Annotated in this window: 17 protein-coding genes and 3 tRNA genes; 8 read left to right on the plus strand and 12 right to left on the minus strand. The window is 66.3% G+C overall.

Annotation, left to right across the window (positions count from 1 at the left end; translation table 11 throughout):
* Nucleotides 1-84: 84 nt before the first annotated feature.
* Nucleotides 85-1,014, plus strand: coding sequence for a DUF1853 family protein (locus EWH21_RS16745; protein WP_277698881.1), 930 nt, complete (start codon nt 85-87; stop codon nt 1,012-1,014).
* A gap of 28 nt (nt 1,015-1,042) precedes the next feature.
* Here the strand turns inward: EWH21_RS16745 and EWH21_RS16750 are convergent, their stop codons facing one another.
* From EWH21_RS16750 to EWH21_RS16770, 5 genes are all read right to left on the minus strand, one after another.
* Complete coding sequence (locus EWH21_RS16750; RefSeq protein WP_037056255.1) at nt 1,043-2,152, minus strand: cyclic nucleotide-binding domain-containing protein; 1,110 nt, start codon at nt 2,150-2,152, stop codon at nt 1,043-1,045.
* A 22-nt stretch (nt 2,153-2,174) separates the two neighbouring features.
* Entirely contained in the window at nt 2,175-3,116 is a 942-nt protein-coding gene (locus EWH21_RS16755; RefSeq protein WP_277698882.1) for a pyridoxal-phosphate dependent enzyme, read from the minus strand.
* Nucleotides 3,117-3,118: 2 nt separating this feature from the next.
* Nucleotides 3,119-4,486 carry a chromosome partitioning protein ParA gene (locus EWH21_RS16760; protein WP_080756991.1) on the minus strand — a complete coding sequence of 456 codons (1,368 nt, stop codon included), beginning with the start codon at nt 4,484-4,486 and terminating at the stop codon, nt 3,119-3,121.
* 358 nt (nt 4,487-4,844) lie between these two features.
* On the minus strand, nt 4,845-5,276 hold the full coding sequence (locus EWH21_RS16765) for a nuclear transport factor 2 family protein (protein ID WP_037056258.1): 432 nt from the start codon (nt 5,274-5,276) through the stop codon (nt 4,845-4,847).
* 66 nt (nt 5,277-5,342) lie between these two features.
* Nucleotides 5,343-7,376, minus strand: a complete 2,034-nt coding sequence (locus EWH21_RS16770; protein ID WP_277698883.1) for an NADPH-dependent 2,4-dienoyl-CoA reductase — start codon at nt 7,374-7,376, stop codon at nt 5,343-5,345.
* Nucleotides 7,377-7,578: 202 nt separating this feature from the next.
* On the opposite strand from EWH21_RS16770, the gene EWH21_RS16775 reads away from it, so the two are divergent.
* Together EWH21_RS16775 and EWH21_RS16780 are read left to right on the plus strand one after the other, a co-directional pair.
* Complete coding sequence (locus EWH21_RS16775; RefSeq protein ID WP_277698884.1) at nt 7,579-8,604, plus strand: carbon-nitrogen hydrolase family protein; 1,026 nt, start codon at nt 7,579-7,581, stop codon at nt 8,602-8,604.
* Nucleotides 8,601-9,686, plus strand: coding sequence for an AraC family transcriptional regulator (locus tag EWH21_RS16780; RefSeq protein WP_277698885.1), 1,086 nt, complete (start codon nt 8,601-8,603; stop codon nt 9,684-9,686). The genes EWH21_RS16775 and EWH21_RS16780 overlap by 4 nt, the downstream gene beginning before the upstream one ends.
* A gap of 189 nt (nt 9,687-9,875) precedes the next feature.
* Here EWH21_RS16780 and EWH21_RS16785 read toward each other — a convergent pair.
* From EWH21_RS16785 to EWH21_RS16800, 4 genes are all read right to left on the minus strand, one after another.
* Nucleotides 9,876-9,952, minus strand: a tRNA-Asp gene (locus tag EWH21_RS16785).
* Between the two features lie 98 nt (nt 9,953-10,050).
* Nucleotides 10,051-10,127, minus strand: a tRNA-Asp gene (locus tag EWH21_RS16790).
* 32 nt (nt 10,128-10,159) lie between these two features.
* Nucleotides 10,160-10,235, minus strand: a tRNA-Val gene (locus EWH21_RS16795).
* A gap of 97 nt (nt 10,236-10,332) precedes the next feature.
* Nucleotides 10,333-10,806, minus strand: a complete 474-nt coding sequence (locus EWH21_RS16800; protein WP_037053159.1) for a MarR family transcriptional regulator — start codon at nt 10,804-10,806, stop codon at nt 10,333-10,335.
* Between the two features lie 108 nt (nt 10,807-10,914).
* Between EWH21_RS16800 and EWH21_RS16805 the strand changes: the two genes are divergently transcribed.
* The 5 genes from EWH21_RS16805 to EWH21_RS16825 all read left to right on the plus strand — a co-directional run bounded on the left by EWH21_RS16805 (nt 10,915) and on the right by EWH21_RS16825 (nt 19,039).
* Nucleotides 10,915-12,684: an N-acetylglutaminylglutamine amidotransferase gene (locus tag EWH21_RS16805; RefSeq protein WP_277698886.1), complete on the plus strand. Its 1,770-nt coding sequence runs from the start codon at nt 10,915-10,917 to the stop codon at nt 12,682-12,684.
* A gap of 126 nt (nt 12,685-12,810) precedes the next feature.
* Nucleotides 12,811-14,550: an N-acetylglutaminylglutamine synthetase gene (gene ngg, locus EWH21_RS16810; protein WP_037053162.1), complete on the plus strand. Its 1,740-nt coding sequence runs from the start codon at nt 12,811-12,813 to the stop codon at nt 14,548-14,550.
* Nucleotides 14,551-14,614: 64 nt separating this feature from the next.
* Nucleotides 14,615-15,814 carry an osmoprotectant NAGGN system M42 family peptidase gene (locus tag EWH21_RS16815; RefSeq protein WP_152489181.1) on the plus strand — a complete coding sequence of 400 codons (1,200 nt, stop codon included), beginning with the start codon at nt 14,615-14,617 and terminating at the stop codon, nt 15,812-15,814.
* A 157-nt stretch (nt 15,815-15,971) separates the two neighbouring features.
* A complete protein-coding gene (locus EWH21_RS16820) occupies nt 15,972-18,716 on the plus strand; it encodes a hybrid sensor histidine kinase/response regulator (RefSeq protein ID WP_277698887.1) in 2,745 nt (914 codons plus the stop codon).
* A gap of 71 nt (nt 18,717-18,787) precedes the next feature.
* A complete protein-coding gene (locus EWH21_RS16825; RefSeq protein WP_037053170.1) occupies nt 18,788-19,039 on the plus strand; it encodes a YheU family protein in 252 nt (83 codons plus the stop codon).
* On the opposite strand, the gene EWH21_RS16830 is transcribed toward EWH21_RS16825, so the two are convergent.
* The 3 genes from EWH21_RS16830 to EWH21_RS16840 all read right to left on the minus strand — a co-directional run bounded on the left by EWH21_RS16830 (nt 19,029) and on the right by EWH21_RS16840 (nt 21,257).
* A complete protein-coding gene (locus tag EWH21_RS16830; RefSeq protein ID WP_150605767.1) occupies nt 19,029-19,700 on the minus strand; it encodes a DNA-3-methyladenine glycosylase I in 672 nt (223 codons plus the stop codon). The two genes, EWH21_RS16825 and EWH21_RS16830, sit on opposite strands and share 11 nt — an antisense overlap.
* 102 nt (nt 19,701-19,802) lie before the next feature.
* On the minus strand, nt 19,803-20,864 hold the full coding sequence (locus EWH21_RS16835; protein ID WP_277698888.1) for a 3-deoxy-7-phosphoheptulonate synthase: 1,062 nt from the start codon (nt 20,862-20,864) through the stop codon (nt 19,803-19,805).
* A 261-nt stretch (nt 20,865-21,125) separates the two neighbouring features.
* The gene (locus EWH21_RS16840; protein ID WP_277698889.1) at nt 21,126-21,257 is read right to left on the minus strand and encodes a hypothetical protein; all 132 of its coding nucleotides are present in this window, start codon (nt 21,255-21,257) and stop codon (nt 21,126-21,128) included.
* Between the last annotated feature and the right edge of the window lie 371 nt (nt 21,258-21,628).

The raw sequence follows: 21,628 nt of genomic DNA on the forward strand, positions 1-21,628 counted from the left end.
GGACTCCCGCCAGACAGATAAGAAACGAACGAGGATTATCGGCCAAAGGCGCGGTACGCGGCAAACCGGGGCTATGCTCTGCCCATGACCGTTCACGACTTGCTGCACGCTCTGCTGCAGAGACTGCGCACCCCGGCGGTGCGCGACCTCGCCTGGACCCTGCTCTCGCCCCCCTTGCTGGGGCAGACCACGAAACCCCAGCGCCACCCGCTGCAGGCCAGCGCATGGCGCCATACCCCGGAGCTGCTCGAGAACTGGCTGAGCGGGCTGGACAGCGCCCCGGATGCGCTGCATGCCTGGCTGCTGGCGAAACCGGCCAGGCGCCTCGGCCTGTACTACGAGCGCCTGTGGCAATTCGCCCTGCACGCCGCCGACGACGTCGAGGTGGTCGCGGCCAACCTGCCGATACGCCAGAACGGCCAGACCCTGGGCGAGCTGGACCTGCTGCTGCGCGACGCCGAAGGCGAGCACCATCTGGAGCTGGCGGTGAAGTTCTACCTGGGCCCGCTGGCGGGCGACGGCAACGATGCCGGCCTCTGGCTCGGCCCCGGCAGCCACGACCGGCTCGACCTGAAACTGAATCATCTGGCCCAGCATCAACTGCCGCTGTCGTCCCGCCGCGAGGCGCGTGGCGACCTCAACGAGCTGCGCCTGAGCGACACCCGATCGTCCTTCTGGCTCGCCGGCTACCTGTTCTACCCCTGGCCGACCGGCTGCGATTCACCGCGCGGCGCCTTGCCGGCGCACTGGCGAGGGCACTGGCTGCGGCAACGTGACTGGGCAGCATTCTCCGACCGGCAAGCGCAGGCGCACTGGCAACCCCTGCCACGCCTGTCCTGGCTGGCGCCGGCGCTGATTGACGGCGAGGAACGCTGGTCGCGCGAGACGTTCGCGCACTGGCTGGAGGGCCTGTCCTCCCGCTCCCAGCTGCTGGTGCGACTGGAAGAGGATCAGGCCGGTGACTGGCGAGAGGTCGAGCGGCTCTTCCTGGTCAGCGATCAATGGCCATCCTGAACACTCAGCACGCCGGATGTGACTCCGCTCAGCGGCTGCGTTCGGTACGCCCACCGGAACGCGCCAGATAGCCCGAACCACTCTCGCACAGCAACGCGCCACGCTGCACGGCCGGCAAGGCATCCAGCCCGTCACGCAGGGCGTAGACGCTGTAACCGAGCTGCGAGAGCAGGAACACCGCGCTGCTGCTGCGCTTGCCGCTGTCGCAGTAGCACAGGTAAGTGCGCGACTTGTCCAGCAGGCGCGCCTTCAGCCGCAACAGCTGCAGCGGCATGTGCAGGGCCTGCGGCGCATGAGCCTTCTCGTACTCTTCCAGCAGGCGCACGTCCAGCCATTGCGCGCCATGGCTGAGCAGGCGCGACGCCTCGCCCAGCGACACCTCGGCGACGACCGGCGCCTTGAGCAGGGCGAAGAAATCCTGGCGATCCAGCCGCAGCACGCTGCCGCGCTCGACCATGGTCACCGTGGCGTTGCGCGGCCGGTCGGCCAGCAGCGCTTCCTCGCCGAAGCAGGCGCCCACGTCCAGCTCCGCCAGCACCTGACGATCGCTGCCGGCACTGCGGATCACTTCGGCACGGCCGCTTTCCAGGAAGAAGCAGCAGTCCCCGGCCGCGCCTTCCTGCAGCACCTGGCTACCCGCCTCGAACTCGACCCGTTGCAGACGGGCAAGCATGCTCTGCACGTTGGCCGGCGGCACCTTGGCGAACAACGGGTTCTCCAGCAGACGCTCCAGCCACTCGATATCGGCCCCGCGCTGCTGCAAGGCGAGCAGCAGGTCCTGGTAGGCCAGGCGCCAGGTCAGCAGACGATCCAGCGTGGCGCTGTCGATCATCAGCACACTGGCATCCGTCAGCGCCCGGGCCTCGTGCAGACGCGGCAGACTGGGTGACAGGGGATGACAGCTGACCTCGCTGCCGGCGCTCACGGACTGGACATGCCCCTCGGCATCCTGCAGTTGCAGCTCACCCGCCAGCAGGTAGCAGGTCAGCCGCGCCTGGTCGCCCAGGCGAAACAGCGGCTGGCCGGCCAGCAGTGGCTGAGGCACCAGCTGGCTGCGCAGCTCGCGCCACTGCTGCTCGGACAGCACATTGAGGGGCGTCAGGCTGCGCAGTTGCTCGGGAGTAAGGGGTTCGCTCATGAAGTAATCCAGGCTCCGCTGGTCAGCCCTGAGTGTAGTCGGTGTTCGTGCCCATCAGGGCTCGGCGCCCCTGCAGGCCGCCAGTATGAATGAAGATCAGCCGCGTGCCGCGCACAAGTTGCCCGTTCGCGCAAAAATCACGCAAGGCCATCAGCGCCTTGCCGGTATACAGCGGATCCAGCGGCAGGCCGGCGGCCTGCTCGGTCTCCAGAATGAACTGAAGCAACGTCTGATCGAAACGCGCAAAGCCGCCGCGCGCGGCATCGATGAACTGCTGGCGCGCGCCACTGACCCCCGCCTGCCCCAGCAACGCGGCGACCTGAGCCGCCACGCCATGGCTGGCAGGCACCGCCAATGCGCCGAACACGGAGCGGCGGCTATCACCGAGCAGCAGGCCCGCAAGCGTGGTACCGGTCCCGGCGGCCAGCCACCAGGCGTCGAAGTCCGTCCAATCGAGATCCGCCAGCTGCGCTTGCGCCATCGCCACCAGGCAGCGGCAACCTTCGGCGCCCGGCAGCCCCAGGCCGCCCTCGCCAACCGCCTGGAACCCCGGGTAGCGCGCCAGCCACGGTTGCCAGAAATCGGCCTGGTGGCGTGCGCGATAGCCGCCATAACCCAGCCAGTGCAACTGCATGCCCAACGCCTGCAGATCATCCACCGTCGGCGTGCGCTGCGCTTCGCCGCGTAACAGGCCGACCGTGGCGAAACCGAAGCGCTGGCCCGCCGCCGCCAAGGCATGCAGGTGGTTGGAATGGGCGCCACCGAGGCTGATCAGGCCCTGCGCGCCGTCAGCGGCGGCCTGCTGCAGGTAGGGCGCGAGCTTGAACCACTTGTTGCCGGACACCAGCGGGTCGATGAGGTCCAGGCGCAGGCAGGCCAGCTCGACGCCAGCGGCATCGAGCCAGTCGAGATGAATGCGTTGCAGGGGCGCCTGTGGGCGCCAGTCGGGAACGCGTATCGCCAAGGTCAGCCGACGGTACGCAGGCGGCTGCTCGCCTTGTGCCGCGAGCAGCAGTTGGATTCGCCCAGCACGAAGCGGCTCGGCGTGTCGATGCGGTCGATGGGAATGGCGCAACGCTCGCCACTGGGCAGGCTCGCCTCGCAGGAGGGTTGCTGATAGTGCCCCAGCCAATGGCGATACTGCTCCTCGGACACGAAGCACTTGGCGGCAGCGTAGGCCATGGGGTTGTCCTGGTAGCGGGCGACATCCTGCAGGGGAATGGTCAGGTGGCCGGCGCCGGGATGGTAGACCACGAACACCACGCCGAGCTTGGCCAGGCGCTCCAGCACCTGATCGCCGCCCTGGCTGGCGAACTCGTTGCGCTCTCGCTTGAGGCGCTCGATCTCCGCCTGCAACTGGGCATCCAGCTCGTTGCGATAGGCCAGTTCCACGTCACGAATGGCAATCTGCTCCTTGGCCTCGGCCACGGCCGCAGCTACCTTCGCCCGCATCTCGCCTTCGAACTGGGCACGCAGGATATCGCCCTCGGTGCGCCCGTGACGCTCCAGCGCCCGCAGTTGCTGGGTCATCTCCTCACGACTGCTCTGAAAGCTTTCCGCCTGCGCCGCCAGTTGCGCCTTGAGGTTGGCATTGAGTTCCTGCTGCTGGCGCACCGCCTGATGCAGCCCATGGATCTGCGCCTGCAGATTGTTGCTCTGCTCCTCGCTGGCCAGCTTGAACTTGGCCAGCTCCTCTTCGTGCTGCTGGGTCAGGCTGGTGATACGCAGGCGCTGCTGCTGGATCAGCTGCGCAGTCTTGGCGCGGTGTTCCTGATCCATCTTTTGCGCCAACTGCTCGGACACTTCCTTGGCAGGGTCGGGCGCATACCACTTGTCTTCGGAGGCCACCTGCAGGCGCTCGGCGACCACCGCCTGAGCGCTGTCGTCCTCGACCAGCAACCCGAGCTGATTGCGCTTGACCGCATCGCGCAGCGTCACCAGATCGTTCTGCGTCGGCGCCAGATTGGGGTCCCACAGGTGCATCTGGTGCCAGGACACCGGGCACTGGCTGCGGCAGGCGAGACGAATCGGCCCCGCACCCAGATCGGGACCACGCCCGGCGCGTTCGGCCAGGTGCTGCAGCGGAATGTTCCAGCCCTTGTCAGGGCGGCCATCATCATCGAAGTCGAGAAAGAAGAACACCGCAGCCCTGACCAGCAGGCGTGGGTTGATCACCACGAACACGGCGCGCATCTGTTCGTCGGCGAACTCGGGCATGTTGACCACGCCGTCGAGCAACGCCTCGAATTCAGGGAACATCATCTGTTTGCAGATACCGCGTTCACTGAAGAACATCACGGCTTCCACCATCTGCGGCTTGTTCTGCATGCTCATTGAGGGCCCTCTGAACCAACGGGATACGCGCGCACGATCAAATGCCGAAGCCTCGCGTGCTTCGGTACAGATATCATCCCTGACAGTTCAGACAAGTCTAGGGGAAAAGCCAACCCCAGCAATGTGACTGGGTTGGCACTCACTCTGCCAACAACGCCGGAGGAAGCACCGGCGGCGCGAAAATGTGACGGGATTGCACTGCAGGCGGCGACCGCCGCACGCACATCGGGCAGTCAGGCCAGCGCCTTCGATCGACGGATGGCTGCCAGTGCCGAGCCGTCTCTATCCTGAGGCAGCGTTCTCAGGTAACCCTGCGGCGCCCCGCCCTGATCGAGGGCCGGGCGCCGTTCAGCGCCTGTCAGCGCTTGGCCGCCGCGAGAAAAGGCGCCAGGCGTTGCGCCATTTCCGCGCCGAGGGCCTGCAGCCCGCTCATCGGACGAATCATCACCTCGAACTCGACGATCTGCCCCGACTCGTCGAAACGGATCATGTCGATACCCTTCAGATCACGCTCGCCGACCCGCGCAGAGAACTCCAGCACGACGCTGAGGCCGTCTGCGGTGGCCAGTTCACGGTGGTAGGTGAAGTCTTCGAAGACCTTGAGCACGGTGTTGAGAATCAGGTTGACCGCCTGCGCGCCCGGATAGGGGGTATGCGCCATGGGCGAACGAAACACGGCCTGCGGGTGCAGCAGTTCGGGCAAGGCACTCAGGTCCTTGGCGGCGACGAACTGGTGCCAGCGTTCGAGGCTGGCGGCGGCAGCAGGATGCAGTTGGGCGGCGAGAGACATCGGCTTCTCCTTGTTGTTTTCAAGCCGGATAGCAAACGCCCCGCTGGAAGCGGGGCGCTGTTTCGATCAGAGTTCGGCCGCCAGGCGCGAGCCCTGGTTGATGGCTCGCTTGGCATCCAGCTCGGCGGCGACGTCCGCGCCACCGACCAGGTGCACGCGCTGACCGGCATGCTGCAGACCATCCTGCAGCTCACGCAGCGGGTCCTGCCCGGCGCAGACGATGACGGTGTCGACCGGCAGCACCTGCTCCTCGCCAGCGGCGATGCGGATATGCAGACCGGCATCGTCGATGCGCACGTACTCGACGCTGTTGAGCATCTGCACGTTCTTGTTCTTCAGGCCGGCGCGGTGAATCCAGCCGGTGGTCTTGCCCAGGCCATCGCCGACCTTGGACTTCTTGCGCTGCAACAGGAACACCTGACGCGCAGCCGGGTGCGGATGCGCCTCGATGCCCGCCACGCCACCACGCGCCTCGAGCGCGGTGTCGATGCCCCACTCCTTCCAGAACGCTTCGCGGTCGAGGCTGGTGGCCGTGCCCTGGTGCGTGATGAACTCGGAAACATCGAAACCGATACCGCCGGCGCCGATCACCGCGACCTTCTGGCCGACCGGCTTGCGCTCGAGGATCGCGTCCAGGTAGCCGATCACCTTGGGGTGATCGATGCCCGGAATCTCCGGGGTGCGCGGCGCGATGCCAGTGGCCAGGATGATGTCGTCGAAGCCGCCGGCGACCAGGTCATCCACCGATACGCGGGTGTTCAGGCGTACGTCGACACCGGTGGTTTCCAGCTTGCGCTTGAAGTAACGCAGGGTCTCGAAGAACTCCTCCTTGCCCGGCACGCGCTTGGCCACGTTGAACTGACCGCCGATCTCGCCGGCCGCGTCGAACAGGGTCACCGCATGACCGCGCTCGGCAGCGACGGTGGAAGCCGCCAACCCGGCAGGGCCGGCGCCCACCACGGCGATCTTCTTCACCGTGGTCGTGGGGATGTAGTTCAGCTCGGTCTCGTGGCAGGCACGCGGGTTGACCAGGCAGCTGGTCAGCTTGCCGCCGAAGGTGTGGTCCAGGCAGGCCTGGTTGCAGCCGATGCAGGTGTTGATCTCATCCGCACGGCCTTCGGCGGCCTTGTTGACGAAATCCGGGTCGGCCAGGAACGGGCGCGCCATCGACACCATGTCGGCGTCGCCCTCGGCCAGCACCTGCTCGGCCACTTCCGGGGTGTTGATACGGTTGGTGGTGATCAGCGGGATCGACACCTCGCCCTTGAGCTTCGCGGTGACCTTGGTGAAGGCCGCGCGCGGCACCTTGGTGGCGATGGTCGGGATGCGCGCCTCGTGCCAGCCGATACCGGTGTTGATGAGGGTGGCGCCGGCCTGTTCGATGGCCTTGGCCAGCAGGACGATCTCGTCCCAGGTGCTGCCCCCTTCGACCAGGTCGAGCATCGACAGGCGATAGATGATGATGAAGTCGGTGCCCACCGCCTCGCGCACACGGCGGACGATCTCCACCGGCAGACGCATGCGGTTCTCGAAGCTGCCGCCCCAGCGATCAGTACGATGGTTGGTGTGGGCGACCAGGAACTGGTTGATGAAGTAGCCTTCCGAGCCCATCACCTCGACACCGTCGTAGCCCGCCTGTTGCGCCAGCGCGGCACAATTGACGAAATCGGCGATCTGCTTCTCGATCCCTTCCTCGTCCAGCTCGCGTGGCTTGAACGGGTTGATCGGCGCCTGGATGGCGCTCGGTGCCACGGACTTCGGGCTGTAGGCGTAGCGCCCGGCATGCAGGATCTGCATGCAGATCTTGCCACCGGCTTCGTGCACGGCCTGGGTCACGACCTTGTGCTTGTCGGCCTCTTCCGGCGTGCTCAGCTTGGCTGCACCCGCATAGACGCCACCCTCCTCGTTCGGGCCGATGCCGCCGGTGACCATCAGGCCGACACCGCCACGGGCGCGCTCGGCGAAGTAGGCCGCCATGCGCTCGAAACCGCCCGGCTTCTCCTCCAGGCCAGTGTGCATGGAGCCCATCAGGGTACGGTTCTTCAAGGTGGTGAAGCCGAGATCGAGCGGGGCCAGCAGGTTCGGGTAACGAGCAGTCATGGAAATCTCCACATCGCGGTGCAGTTCACGGGTTGCCGCGGTCTCATGGGCACGCGGTCGGTTATGGAGCCAGACGATAAAGAGGCGGCCAGGCATGCTCAATGATCAAAACTGACAAGATAATGATCAAAACTTGCAATTAGCCTTGGCAGCCCGGCGCGATCGACCTAACCTGCAACACAACCCAGTCGAAAGAACCTGCATGCGTCCATTGATCATCCTCGCGCTGGCGCTCACGCTGCTGGCCGGCCTCGGCAGCTACGCCCGCTGGTGCCAGCAACGCCCTGTCAGCCATTACCTGTCCGACCTGCGCAGCCAGGTCGCACTCGACCTCGGCCAACCCGGCGCTCGCGGCAACCTGCTGGGCATCCAGCCGGAACTGTTCGCCGGTGACTATCAGAGCCTGTCGCGCCTGCGCCTGAAGCTGGCCGCCTACCTGGACCACGCACGCGAGCGCGGCATGCTCAATGCGCGCACGGTGGTCGTGCTGCCCGAACACATCGGCACCTGGCTGCTGGCCGTGGGCGAGAAGGACGAGCTCTATCACGCCCCCGGACAGCGCCAGGCCCTGCATTGGCTGGCGGCCAGCAACCCGCTGGACTTTCTCGGCGCCCTGCTCGCCGCCCAGGCCCCGTCGCGCGTGAGCGATGCGCTGCTGCGCACCAAGGCGCAATCGATGGCGCACGACTACCAGCAGCTGTTCGGCGACCTGGCGCGCGACTACGGCATCACCCTGGTGGCAGGCTCCATCGTCCTGCCGGAGCCACGCGTGGAACACGGCCGCCTGCAGGTCGGGCGCGGCCCGCTGTACAACGTCAGCCTGGTGTTCGACCGCGCCGGCAAGCCCCTGGGACAACCCCAGCGGCATGCTTACGATGCCGAAGCCAGCACAACGACCACGGCCACTGCCCTGCAGGTCCTGGACACCCCAGCCGGCCGACTCGGCGTGCTGCTGGGCGGCGACGTCGCCCGCCTGGCGGACGCACGGACACTGGCTGCCAGCCGGCTCGACCTGCTGGCCATGCCCAGCGACCTGCAGGCCGCCGCAGACGCCACCCAGTTGCATGAACAGCTGCTGCGCAGCGGCATCCATGCCGGCATGCAGGTCCATCTGCGCGGGCGACTCTGGGAGCATCAGGGGCAACCGCCGGCACTGGCATTCCGCGCCGGGACGAGCGCCCTGGGCGCGAGCACCAGCGGTGCACAACTGGTCAACCTGTGGTTATGAAAACTTCACGCGTACGCCTCGGCGACCTGTCCGTCGGCTTCACCCAGGCCCTGGCCGAAGCCCTGCGCGAGCAGGGCCAGGCTCCCGAGCCCCTGCTCGAACAGTTCGGCCTGGATGCCGCACGTCTGAGCGAGCCGCGCGCACGCCTGTCGATCCCTCGCTTCATGCGCCTGGGCCACAGCGCCATCGCCCTGTGCAACAACCCCGCACTGGGCCTGGACATGGGCCGCCACAGCCGTCTCGGCCAGGTCGGCCTGGCCGGCGTCTGCGCCATGCAGGCGCCCGACCTGCGCGAAGCGGCACGCACCCTGACCCGCTTCGAGCCGCTGTACGCCGCCAACTACCGCGGGCGTTCGGGCTTCAGCGAGGATGCCCGTGGTGCCTGGCTGCACTTCTATTCCATCAGTCCGTACAACACCTACAACCGCTTCGTGGTGGACTCGGTACTGGCGGGCTGGCAACAGAACCTGGGGCAAGTGGTCGGCCGCAGCATTGCCCTGGAAAAGGTCGAGATCGAATTTCCGCTGCCGGCGTACGGCGAGCGCTACGAGAGCCTGTTCGGCTGCCCGGTGGAATTCGCGGCCAGCGCCAACCGCCTGCGCCTGAGCAGCGACACCCTGGCGCTGCGCAACCCGCAGCACTGCCCCGGCACCTGGCGGCACCTGCTGGAGCTGTGCGAGCGCGAACTGGATCAGCTGACCCGCACGCGCAGCCTGCGTGAACGGGTCATCCAGTTGCTCGGCCCCATGCTGCACGGGCACGAACCGGACCTGGAGGAAGTCGCGCGCAACCTGCACCTGCCCAGCTGGACATTGCGCCGCAAGCTGGCCGAGGAAGGCACGCAGTTTCGCGCCATCGTCAATGACACCCGCCGCGACCTGGCGACGGCCTATATCCGCGATACCGAACTGGCCTTCGGTGAAATCGCCTACCTGCTCGGTTTCGCCTCGGCCGAAGCCTTCCAGCGCGCCTTCAAGCGCTGGCTCGGACAAACGCCCGGCGACTATCGCCGCGCACAGCGCCGGGCCGATAGCGAAGCTCAGAGCTCCGTGGCGTCGTCGTCCACGTCGATCACGTCCTGATCGAAGCCGTCACGCTCGAGCAGTTCTTCCTGATAGTCATCCATTGCCCGGTCTCCTGGGTCGTTGCGTCTTTCGTTAGCAAGCTACGTTGTCAGCATGAAGACAAGATGACGAAACGCCGCAGGACGGCAACGTCGGAGCGCAGGCAATAAAAAACCCGTCGATCTCGCGATCGACGGGTTTCGTATATGGCGCAGCGGACGGGACTCGAACCCGCGACCCCCGGCGTGACAGGCCGGTATTCTAACCGACTGAACTACCGCTGCGTGTCGGTTGGACTTGCGTCCAGAGAACTCTGTTGCATCTGATGGCGCCCTTGCGGGCCTTGCCATCTCAAACCGACCAAGGTCGATCTGGGAAATAATGGCGCAGCGGACGGGACTCGAACCCGCGACCCCCGGCGTGACAGGCCGGTATTCTAACCGACTGAACTACCGCTGCGCGTCGGCCGGACTTGCGTCCGAATTCGCTAATGGTGGGTGGTGACGGGATCGAACCGCCGACCCTCTGCTTGTAAGGCAGATGCTCTCCCGGCTGAGCTAACCACCCATGTGCCTTAGCGAGGCGCGCACTTTATGCAGGTGGCGACGCTAAGTCAACACCCTGCTTGAATTTTTTCTGAAAAAGACGCGCCGCCCGCCGCGCCTCAATCCATTTCCCCGCACAGCTCGGCGGCACGCAACAGCGCCGCCGTCAGAGCGTGGCGCTCCCAGTCGGCAAGGGCGGCAAAACGCCGGTTGAATTCCGGTGGCATCAGCGACGGTGCCTGCTGGATCAGTTCGCGCCCGGCCTCACTGATCAGCAACCACTGGCGACGGCGATCCTGATCGTCGCGCTGGCGTTGCAGCAGGCCGCGCTCCTCCAGGCGATCGAGCAGACCGGACAGCGTCGCCGCCGTCAGGCTGACCCGGCTGCTGAGCACGCTGGCGGTCAGGCGCGTCTCACTGGCCAGTACCTGCAGGATCATCAGCTGCATGGGGGTCAGCCCACCGAAGCGGGCCAGACGCTTGGCGTGCACCTCCCCCGCCTGCTGCAAGCGCCGCAAGGCCTGGAAAAGCGGCATCTCGAATGCCATGACAGATGACAAATCTATTTCAACAGGAACTTTTTTATCGCTCATAAGCACCAATTCATAGCCACCAAAACTTTGACATGAAAGCATTTTTTTGTTTTGGTGTAAAAGGTCCGGGAACGGACCACTCCCCAACGGAAACACCGGTAAGGAACTATGTGCGGAATAGCTGGAGAACTACGTTTTGATCGACGCCCCGCGGACCTGGCGGCAGTCGAACGCATCACCCACCACCTGGCCCCTCGCGGCCCCGACGCCCACGGCTTCCACAGCCAGGGCCCCGTCGCCCTCGGCCATCGCCGCCTGAAGATCATGGATCTGGCCGAAGCCTCGGGCCAGCCGATGATCGACAGCGACCTCGGCCTGTCCATGGTGTTCAACGGCGCCATCTACAACTACCCCGAGCTGCGCGCCGAACTGGAGGCGCTGGGTTATCGCTTCTTCTCCGGCGGCGACACCGAAGTACTGCTCAAGGGCTATCACGCCTGGGGCGAGCAACTGCTGCCCAAGCTCAACGGCATGTTCGCCTTCGCCGTCTGGGAGCGCGACACGCAGAACCTGTTCATCGCCCGCGACCGCCTCGGCGTCAAGCCGCTGTACCTGTCGCGCACCGGTCAGCGCCTGCGCTTCGCCTCGTCGCTGCCGGCGCTGCTGCAAGGCGGCGACATCGCCAAGACGCTGGATGCCGTGGCGCTCAACCATTACCTGAACTTCCATGCCGTGGTGCCGGCGCCGCGCACCATCCTGGCCGGCGTCGAGAAACTGCCGCCAGCGACCTGGATGCGCGTCGACGCGGATGGCAAGGTCGAGCAGCAGAGCTGGTGGTCGCTGCAATTCGGCCCGCGCGGCGACGAAGCCGGCTACGGCCTGGAAGAATGGCGCGAGCAGACGCTGGAAACCATGCGCCAGGCGGTGGAGATCCGCCAGCGCGCCGCCGTGGATGTCGGCGTGCTGCTCTCCGGTGGCGTCGACTCGAGCATGCTGGTCGGCCTGTTGCGTGAAGCCGGCGTGGAAAACCTGCTGACCTTCTCCATCGGCTTCCAGGACGCCGGTGGCGAGCGTGGTGACGAATTCCAGTACTCGGACCTGATCGCCCAGCGCTTCGCCACCCGCCATCACCAGTTGCGCATCGGCGAGCACGAGATTCTCGAGCAGTTGCCGCAGGCCTTCCGCGCCATGAGCGAGCCGATGGTCAGTCACGACTGCATCGCCTTCTATCTGCTCTCGCGCGAAGTGGCCAAGCACTGCAAGGTGGTGCAGAGCGGCCAGGGCGCCGACGAGCTGTTCGCCGGCTACCACTGGTACCCGCAGGTCGACGGCGCCAAGGATGCCTTCGCCGCCTACCGCGCGGCCTTCTTCGACCGCGAGCACGACGAGTACGCCGCCTGCGTGCAGCCGGCCTGGCTGACTGGCGACATGGCCGGCGAGTTCGTCCGCGGGCACTTCGCCCAACCAGGCGCCGAGGCGGCGGTGGACAAGGCCCTGCGTCTGGACAGCACGGTGATGCTGGTCGACGACCCGGTCAAGCGCGTGGACAACATGACCATGGCCTGGGGCCTGGAGGCGCGCACGCCGTTCCTCGACTACCGCGTGGCCGAACTGTCGGCGCGCATTCCGGCGCAGTTCAAGCTGCCCGACGGCGGCAAGCACGTGCTCAAGGAAGCGGCACGCAAGGTCATCCCCAGCGAGGTGATCGACCGGCCCAAGGGCTACTTCCCGGTACCGGGCCTCAAGCACCTGGAAGGCGCCACTCTCGGCTGGGTACGCGACCTGCTGCTCGACCCTAGCCAGGATCGCGGCCTGTTCAATCCGAGCATGCTCGACCAGTTGCTGACCAACCCGCAGAGCCAGTTGACGCCGCTGCGCGGCTCCAAGCTGTGGCAGCTCGCGGCGCTCAACCTGTGGCTGAGCGAACAGGGTCTGTAAAGCGGGCAGGCGCGGCGCTCGCGGCGCGCCTGCCGGATCAACGGTCGTAGCCCGGATGTCATCCGGGGTTGTCGCGACTCAACACTCGATCCGGCCCAGACCGGAGGTAGAGATTAAGGACAACTCATGCGCTCCCCTGCCTTTAACCAACGCCTGATCCGCGGCCAGACACCCTCCTACGAACGTCTGCAGGCGCGTCTGGCCGAGGACCACAGCAGCCAGCCCAGCCAGCCGCAGGCCATCCACTGTGGCTGGGGGCGACTGCTGATCGGCCACACCTACCCGGACGCCACGGCGCTGGCCGAAGCCCTGCTCGACGAACAACCCGGCGAGCGCGACATCGCCCTGTACGTCGCCGCCCCGCACCAGGTGCTGGCCCACGCCCCGCAACAGCTGTTCCTCGACCCGTCCGACACCCTGCGCTTGTGGTTCACCGACTACCGGCCGGCGCGTCGCAGCTTTCGCGGTTTCCGCATCCGCCGCGCGCAGAGCGAGGCGGACTGGCAAGCGATCAACTGCCTGTACCAGACCCGCGGCATGCTGCCGATTGATGCGGACAAGCTCACCCCCTACAACGATGGCGGCCCGACCTACTGGCTGGCCGAGGACGAGGACAGCGGCGCGGTGATCGGCAGCGTCATGGGCCTCAATCACCAGCGCGCCTTCCGCGACCCGGAAAACGGCAGCAGCCTCTGGTGCCTGGCGGTCGACCCGCAGTGCAGCCGGCCGGGCGTCGGCGAAGTGCTGGTGCGCCACCTGATCGAGCATGGCATGAGCCGTGGCCTGAGCTACCTCGACCTGTCGGTGCTGCACGACAACAAGCAGGCCAAGCGGCTGTACGCCAAGCTGGGCTTTCGCGAGCTGCAGACCTTCAGCCTCAAGCGCAAGAACGGGATCAACCAGCCGCTGTTCCTCGGCCCCGGCCCGCAGGCCGAACTCAATCCCTATGCACGCATCATCGTCGACGAAGCCCTGCGCCGTGGCATCGAGGTGCAGGTGGACGACGCCGAGGCCGGGCTGTTCACCCTCAGCCATGGCGGTCGGCGCATCCGCTGCCGCGAATCGCTGTGCGACCTGACCAGCGCGGTGAGCATGACCCTGTGCCAGGACAAGCGCCTGACCCACCGCGCGCTGTCGCGGGCGCAGCTCAGCGTGCCCGACCAGCGCCTCGCAGGCAGTGCCGAGGACAATGCCGCGTTTCTCGCCGAACACGGCTCGGTGGTGGTCAAACCGGTCGATGGCGAACAGGGCCAGGGCGTCGCCGTGGACCTGCGCACGCCCGGCGAGGTGCAGGAAGCGATCGAACGCGCACGGGTGTTCGACCAGCGCGTGCTGCTGGAGAGCTACCACGCCGGCCACGACCTGCGCGTGCTGGTGATCGGCTATGAAGTCGTCGCCGCCGCGATCCGCCGCCCGGCCGAAATCATCGGCGATGGCCGCCACAGCATCGGTGAACTGATCGACGCGCAGAGCCGTCGGCGCCAGGCCGCCACCGGCGGCGAGAGCCGCATTCCCAAGGACGCCGAGACCCTGCGCACCCTGCACGGCGCCGGCCTGGACTACGACAGCGTACTGCCCGCCGGACAGCGCCTGGCGGTGCGCAAGACCGCCAACCTGCACACCGGCGGTACGCTGGAGGACGTCACCGCGATCCTGCATCCGAAGCTGCGCGATGCCGCGATCAAGGCGGCGCGTGCGCTGGAGATTCCGGTGGTCGGCCTCGACCTGCTGGTGCCGGCCGCCGACCAGCCCGACTACGTGTTCATCGAAGCCAACGAGCGCGCCGGCCTGGCCAACCATGAACCGCAGCCGACCGCCGAGCGCTTCGTCGACCTGCTGTTCCCGCTGAGCCAGGCCACGAGCTGAACCCCACTCCCCCGGCCCACTCCCGCGAACGGGAGTGGGAAGACTCAAACGCCGAGGAGCTTGTATGCAACAACTACCCGAACCCGATCTCGACTACCTGCAGAAGGTGCTGCTGGAGATGCTCGCCATCCCCAGCCCGACCGGCTTCACCGACACCATCGTGCGCTATGTCGCCGAACGCCTGGAAGAGCTGGAAATCCCCTTCGAACTGACCCGTCGCGGCACCATCCGCGCAACGTTGCGCGGGCGCCAGAGCGAGTACGAACGCTTTGACCGCGCCGTCTCTGCGCACCTGGATACCATTGGCGCCATCGTCCGCGAGATCAAGGACAACGGCCGCCTCGGCCTGGCCCCGGTGGGGTGCTGGTCGAGCCGCTTCGCCGAGGGCAGCCGCGTCAGCCTGTTCACCGACAACGGCGTGATCCGTGGCAGCGTGCTGCCGCTGATGGCGTCCGGACACGCCTTCAACACCGCGGTCGACACCCTGCCGATCAGCTGGGACCACGTCGAGCTGCGCCTGGACGCCTACTGCGCCACCCGCGCCGACTGCGACTCGCTGGGCATCTCGGTGGGTGACTTCGTCGCCTTCGACCCCCTGCCGGAGTTCTCGGAAAGCGGTCATATCAGCGCCCGTCACCTGGACGACAAGGCCGGCGTGGCCGCCCTGCTGACGTCGCTCAAGCTCATTCGCGATCACGGCCTGCAACCGCTGATTGACTGCCACCCGCTGTTCACCATCACCGAGGAAGTCGGCTCCGGCGCCGCCGCCGCCCTGCCCTGGGACGTCAGCGAATTCGTCGGTATCGACATCGCCCCGGTCGCGCCCGGCCAGCAATCCAGCGAGCATGCCGTCAGCGTGGCCATGCAGGACTCCGGCGGCCCCTACGACTACCACCTGTCCCGTCAGTTGCTGCGCCTGGCCGCCGAACAGGAGGTGGCGGTGCGCCGCGACCTGTTCCGCTATTACCACAGCGATGCCCAGTCCGCCGTCGCCGCCGGCCACGATATCCGCACGGCGCTGCTGGCCTTCGGCTGCGATGCCACCCACGGCTATGAGCGTACGCACATCGACAGCCTCAAGGCGCTCAGCAGCCTGCTCACCGCCTACATGATGAGCCCGCCGGTGTTCGCCAGCGACGCCCAGCCCGCCCAGGGTTCGCTGGAGCGTTTCAGCCACCAGCTGGAGCACGATGCGCAGATGGAAAGCGACACCCGGGTGCCGCCGGTGGACAGCCTGGTCAAGCAACATGATCGGGATGCTTGAAGGGTTTCCCACATAAGGGCAAAGTGGCACGAAGGACGACAGGGGGAGCTCAGGCTCCCCTTTTTATGGCCGCCAGCACCTTGGCCAACCTGCGGGTCGTCGCCATGCGACGTTAAAACGACTTCCGGCCATGCACATGGCCTTCTGAGGTTCACGGATGCCTCGTCTATGTCTGGCTTTGCTGCTGTTCTGGCTTGCATGTCCGAGCTGGGCCCTCACGCCCGCGCCGCTGGACAGTGACGACCTGCGTTTTTCCCTGGGCCCCTACACCGGCTACTACGAGGACGCGGACGGCAGCCTGAGCGTCGAACAGGTCCAGGCCCTGGACGATGGCGCCTTCCACGACCTGGAAGGCGAGCATGCCAATCTCGGCAAGAATGCCTCCGTGTGGTGGTTCAAGGTGCGCCTGGTCAGCAGCCTCGATCACCCGCTGGGCGGCTACCTCGAAGTCAATTACCCGCTTCTCGATCACCTGCAGGTCTACCTGATCGATCCCCGGGGCCGGCGCCAGGCCCAGGAAAGCGGTGACCGCTTCGCCTTCTCGCAACGTCCGGTGCAGGTCCGCAACTTCTGGTTCCCCATGCAGATGGAGCCGGGGGTCAGCACGCTGCTGATCCGCGTGGAAACCAGCAGCACGGTGTTCGTGCCGCTGTTCTTCGCCACCTACGGCGCCAGCGCGGCGGCGCAGGAGAACCTGATGGGGTTCGCCGGCGCGTTCTACGGCGTGCTGTTCGCGATGTTCTGCTACAACCTGTTCCTCTACCTGTCACTGCGCGAGTCGGCCTACCTCTGGTACCTGGCCTACAACCTCAACGTCGGCCTGCTCGCCGCCTGCTTCGACGGCATGCTGTTCAAGCTGCTCCCCGAGCACGTGGCCTTCCAGTCGGTCAGCATCTACATCCTGATGTACGTGCACTGCCTCACGGCCATCCAGTTCAGCCGCCACTTCCTCCACGCGCGGCAGTACTTTCCGACGCTCGACACCGGCCTGCGCCTGCTGATGCTGGTGTGCATCGGCTGCCTGCTGTCGGTACCGCTGATCGGCTTCGCCGCCTGGAACATCCTGGCCAGCGTCACCGTCTCCGTGGTGTCGCTGATCCTGCTGCTCACCGGCATCTACATCTGGCGCAGGGGCGTGCGCTATGGCTCCTACTACACCCTGGCCTGGGCCATCCTGCTGTTCGCCTTCATCCAGGCCACCACCGGCTCGCTGGGCCTGGAGGTGTTCGGCGTGTTCGGCGCCACGGCGGTGAAGATCGGCGTCACCATCGAGCTGATCACCCTGTCCATCGGCCTGGCCGACCGCATCAACCTGCTCAAGGAAGAAGGCTTCCAGTCGCGCCGCGCCGCCGAGCAGGCGGCGTTCGAAAGCCAGGCCAAGAGCCGCTTCCTGGCCAAGATGAGCCACGAGATCCGCACGCCGCTCAACGGCGTGCTGGGCATGCTGCAACTGCTGCGCGAGACGCCGCTGGATCGCAGCCAGCGCTTCTACGTCGACACCATCTCCAGCTCCGGCAGCTCGCTGATGGCGGTGATCAACGACATCCTCGACTACGCCCGCATCGAGTCCGGCAAGCTCAGCCTGGAACAGATCGAGTTCGACCTCGAGGACATGATCTCCGACACCCTCAGCCTGTTCACCGGGCAGGCCATGGACAAGCGCCTGCGCCTCTACGTCAGCCTGGAAAACGGCGTGCCCCGGCGGATTCAGGGCGACCCGACACGCCTCAAGCAGGTGCTGATGAACCTGCTCAGCAACGCCCTGAAATTCACCGCCGAAGGCCATGTCGCGCTCAGCGTCAGCCGCCGCAGCGACAGTCACGGCGAACCGCACCTGGTGTTCGCCGTCAGCGACAGCGGTATCGGCATCAGCGAGCAGGCACTGGCGCAGCTGTTCGAGTCCTTCGCCCAGGGCGACTCCAGCACCACCCGCCGCTACGGCGGCAGCGGCCTGGGCCTGGCCATCAGCAAGGAACTGGTGGAGATGATGGGCGGACGGATCGAGGTCCAGAGCACCCTCGGCCAAGGCACGCGCTTCGCATTCGATATACCCTTGCTGGCCGAACCGGACGTGCCCGACGAACTCAGCCGTCTGCTGGCCGGACGCACCGCCCTGCTCGCCTCGCTGGACGGCCTGGGCCTGGATGCCATGAGCCGTCTGCTCGGGCGCTGGGGCATGCGCACCGAGCGCTGCCAGACACCTGAGCGCCTGCAGGGTTATCTGGAGGATTTCGCCGCACCGCCATTACTGATATTGATGGCGCCCTGGCCGGGCGGGGTGAACCATTGGCTCGACTCGCTCAGGCCCATGCTGCAGACGCAGCAGCGCGTGCTGCTGGTCTGCCCGCCCGAAGCCTGCCAGCAACTACCGGCCAGTCACGGCCTGCGCCTGCAACACCTGGCCCAGCCCGTGGCGATCAACGCCCTGCGCCAGGCACTGAGCGGGCTGTATGAAGAACCCAGAGCACAGGTACATCGATTGGTGAGAGAAGTACGCAACGACAATGGCAACGCCCCGTGCATCCTGGTGGCGGAAGACAACCCGGTGAATCAGCTGGTGGTTCAGGGCTTCCTCAAGAAACGCGGCTACAGCGTGCGCCTGGTGACCAACGGCCAGGCGGCCGTCGACGAATATGCCCGTGACCCCGCCGCCGTGCAGCTGATCCTGATGGACTGCGAGATGCCGGTGATGGACGGTTTCGAGGCTACCCGGCAGATCCGTCGCCTGGAACGCGGCCAGCAGTTGGCCGCCGTGCCCATCATCGCCCTGACCGCACACATCCTCGAAGAGCACCGCCAGCACGGCCTGGACGCCGGCATGGACGATTTCCTCGGCAAACCGCTGGACAGCGGCGTGCTCTACAGCACCCTGGAGCGCTACCTCGACCCGCAGGGCGCCTGACATCGGCAGAGGCTCGCAGCGGCAGGCGCTCTGCCTCTATCATGGGCGCCTGCCACTGGAGCCCGTTCGCTGTGCTGATTCCCGCCCACCTGCTGCAAGCCGACACTCTCACCGCCCTGATCGAAGACTTCGTCACCCGCGACGGTACCGACAACGGTGACGAAACCCCGCTGGAGACCCGCGTCCAGCGCGTGCGCCGCGCCCTGGACAAGGGCGAGGCAGTGATCGTGTTCGATCCCGACAGCCAGCAGTGCCAGCTGGCGATGAAGCGCGACGTGCCGAAAGAGTGGCTGGATGCGCTGAACGACGACTTCAGTGATTGACCGTATGCGCCAGCATGACCGATAGCTGACACAGTGGCCGGCCGCTCTCGGCGTGCCATTGGTTGAAGGCCGCCTGCACGGCGGCCAGATCCTTCTGGCTGGTCGGCGCCTTGTCGATGATGCCCTGGGCCTTGAGCGCCGCCACCATGTCATCGGTGGGCACGAAGGTATCCTTGCCCACCATGCGCAGGAAGCGCGGCGCGGACAGCCCGCCCAACTGGCTGCCGTGCTTGGCCAGGTACTTCCACAGACCGACGATATCGCTTGCCGGCCAGTCCGCGACGAGGGCACCGAAGCTGCCTTTCTCGCGACGGACATCGAGGATGAACTGGGCGTTGCGCGGCACACTCTTCAACTTGCCCAGATGGCGAATCAGACGCGCGTCCTGCATCAGGTTCTCCAGGCGCTCGCCGCCCATCAGCACCACCTTCTCCGGGTCGAAACCGAAGAACACCTCCTCGAACGCCGGCCACTTGGCGTCCACCAGGCTGTGCTTGAGCCCTGCACGGAAGATGCGCAGGCTGATCAACGACAGGTAGCGGTCATCGCTCAATGCGCGCAGCTCGGCCTCGCTGCGCGGCTGCGGCAGCATCGCCTGCAGCGCCTTCTCCGAACCGAAGCGATTGAGGCAGAACGCGTGCAGCCACTTGTAATCACGCATGAATCCAATCCTTGCTGAAACCAGTGACGAAGCCTGCCCGCAGTTCGCCGAACACTCAAGCCCCGCCCGAAGGCACTGCCGCTCGCGGATCGCCGGGCGCCCCTAGCGCAGGCGTTCGGCCGCCTGGCGCAGTGCAGCCTCGGTCGCGCTCCAGCCCAGGCAGCCATCGGTGATCGAGACACCGTAGCGCAGCTCGCCGGAAAGCGCCTGGCAGCCGTCGAACAGGTGGCTCTCCAGCATCACCCCGCGCAGGCTTAGGTCGCCAGCCAGGCGCTGGTCGATCACGCTGTCCAGCACCGCCGGCTGACGCAGCGGGTCCTTGCCGCTGTTGGCATGGCTGCAATCGACCATGATGCGCGGCGCGATGCCCTGACGCTGCAGGGTATCGCGCGCGGCGGCGACGCTGGCGGCATCGTGGTTGGGCGCACCGTGGCCACCGCGCAGCACCAGGTGGGTATCGGGGTTGCCGGCGGTGTGCAGCAGCGCCGGGTGGCCAAGCTCATCGATACCGAAGTGCTGGTGCGGGTGCGCAGCCGAACGCATGGCGTCGCAGGCGATGCCGACGCTGCCATCGGTGCCGTTCTTGAAGCCGACCGGCAGGTCCAGGCCGCTGACCATCTCGCGGTGCACCTGCGATTCGCTGGTGCGTGCGCCAATCGCCGCCCAGCCGAGCAGGTCATCGAAGTAGCCGGCGGCCAGCGGTTGCAGCAACTCGGTCGCCAATGGCAGGCCGCGCGCCAGGATATCCAGCATCAGTTGCCGCGACTGGCGCAGCCCCTCGGCCATGTCGCCACTTCCGTCGAGATGCGGGTCGTACAGCAGGCCCTTCCAGCCCACGGTGGTACGCGGCTTCTCCACGTAGGCGCGCATCACCAGCAACAGCTGGTCATCGACCTGGGGCGCGAGTTCGGCCAGGCGCTCGGCATATTCGAGAGCCGAGACCGGGTCATGCAGGGAGCACGGGCCGACGACGACGAGCAGACGCGAATCCTCGCCATCGAGCACGGCACGGATGGCGGCACGGTCGGCGCAGATGCGTTCGGCAAGCAGACTGGGCAACGGCAGGCGCTGGCGCAGGACGGCGGGGCTGGGCAGCGGCTGGGCGCTGCGACGGACGATGGAGGTGGCGTGGGAAGCGAGTTGAGCGGAGACGGATGCGTTCATGATCTGGCGGTTCCTTGGCCGGCGCGGTCGGTGCCGCGGCGGCGCTAGCTGAGTGTTCGTTGCAAAGGTGTCAGGGCGGCGGTAACGCTGCTAAATCGCCAGTCGTAGCGGTAGTTGCGGTAATAACGGTTCATCTGCATGTCCTCGATACGTGGTCTTTCTCGACCGAAAAAACAAAACCCCCGGTCGGGTTGCCGACCGGGGGTTTTCTGGAAAACGTCTCTGGTGGCGACCCTGTTCTGCTAGGCCGCCTGTGGGGTATCAGGCGCGCCTGTAGCTAAACCAATACCCAAAGAAATAATACGCCGCCGCCACGAGCGCCTGCGCACGAGCCAGCGCGGCGCGAGAGGCACCGGCTTGCAGCATGGACAGGAGGTTGTGGCTGACAGACATGGAATTCTCCAGAACGATGGCTGAACCTTACTCCAGGCCCTGGCGGCCTGGCAAGCACCCATGCGGCGCGGGGTGGATGTCGGTTCCTGCATCCACCGATGGCCCCAGCACGGTGGATCGGTGAAGCGTGATCCACCCTACCCCGGTTACGGACTTATCAGGTCAAGAAAACGCGGCACGGCGCTGCCGTCGACCCGTAGGGTGGATGTCGCTTTTTACATCCACCAATGCCCCGGCACGGTGGATCGGTGAAGCGTGATCCACCCTACCCCGATTACAGGCTCACACGTCGGGAAAACGCAGCATGGCGCTGCCGTCGACCCGTAGGGTGGATGTCGCTTTTTACATCCACCAACGCCCCTGCACGGTGG

The sequence above is a fragment of the Pseudomonas sp. REST10 genome (assembly GCF_029542605.1).
Lineage (GTDB): Bacteria > Pseudomonadota > Gammaproteobacteria > Pseudomonadales > Pseudomonadaceae > Aquipseudomonas > Aquipseudomonas khazarica.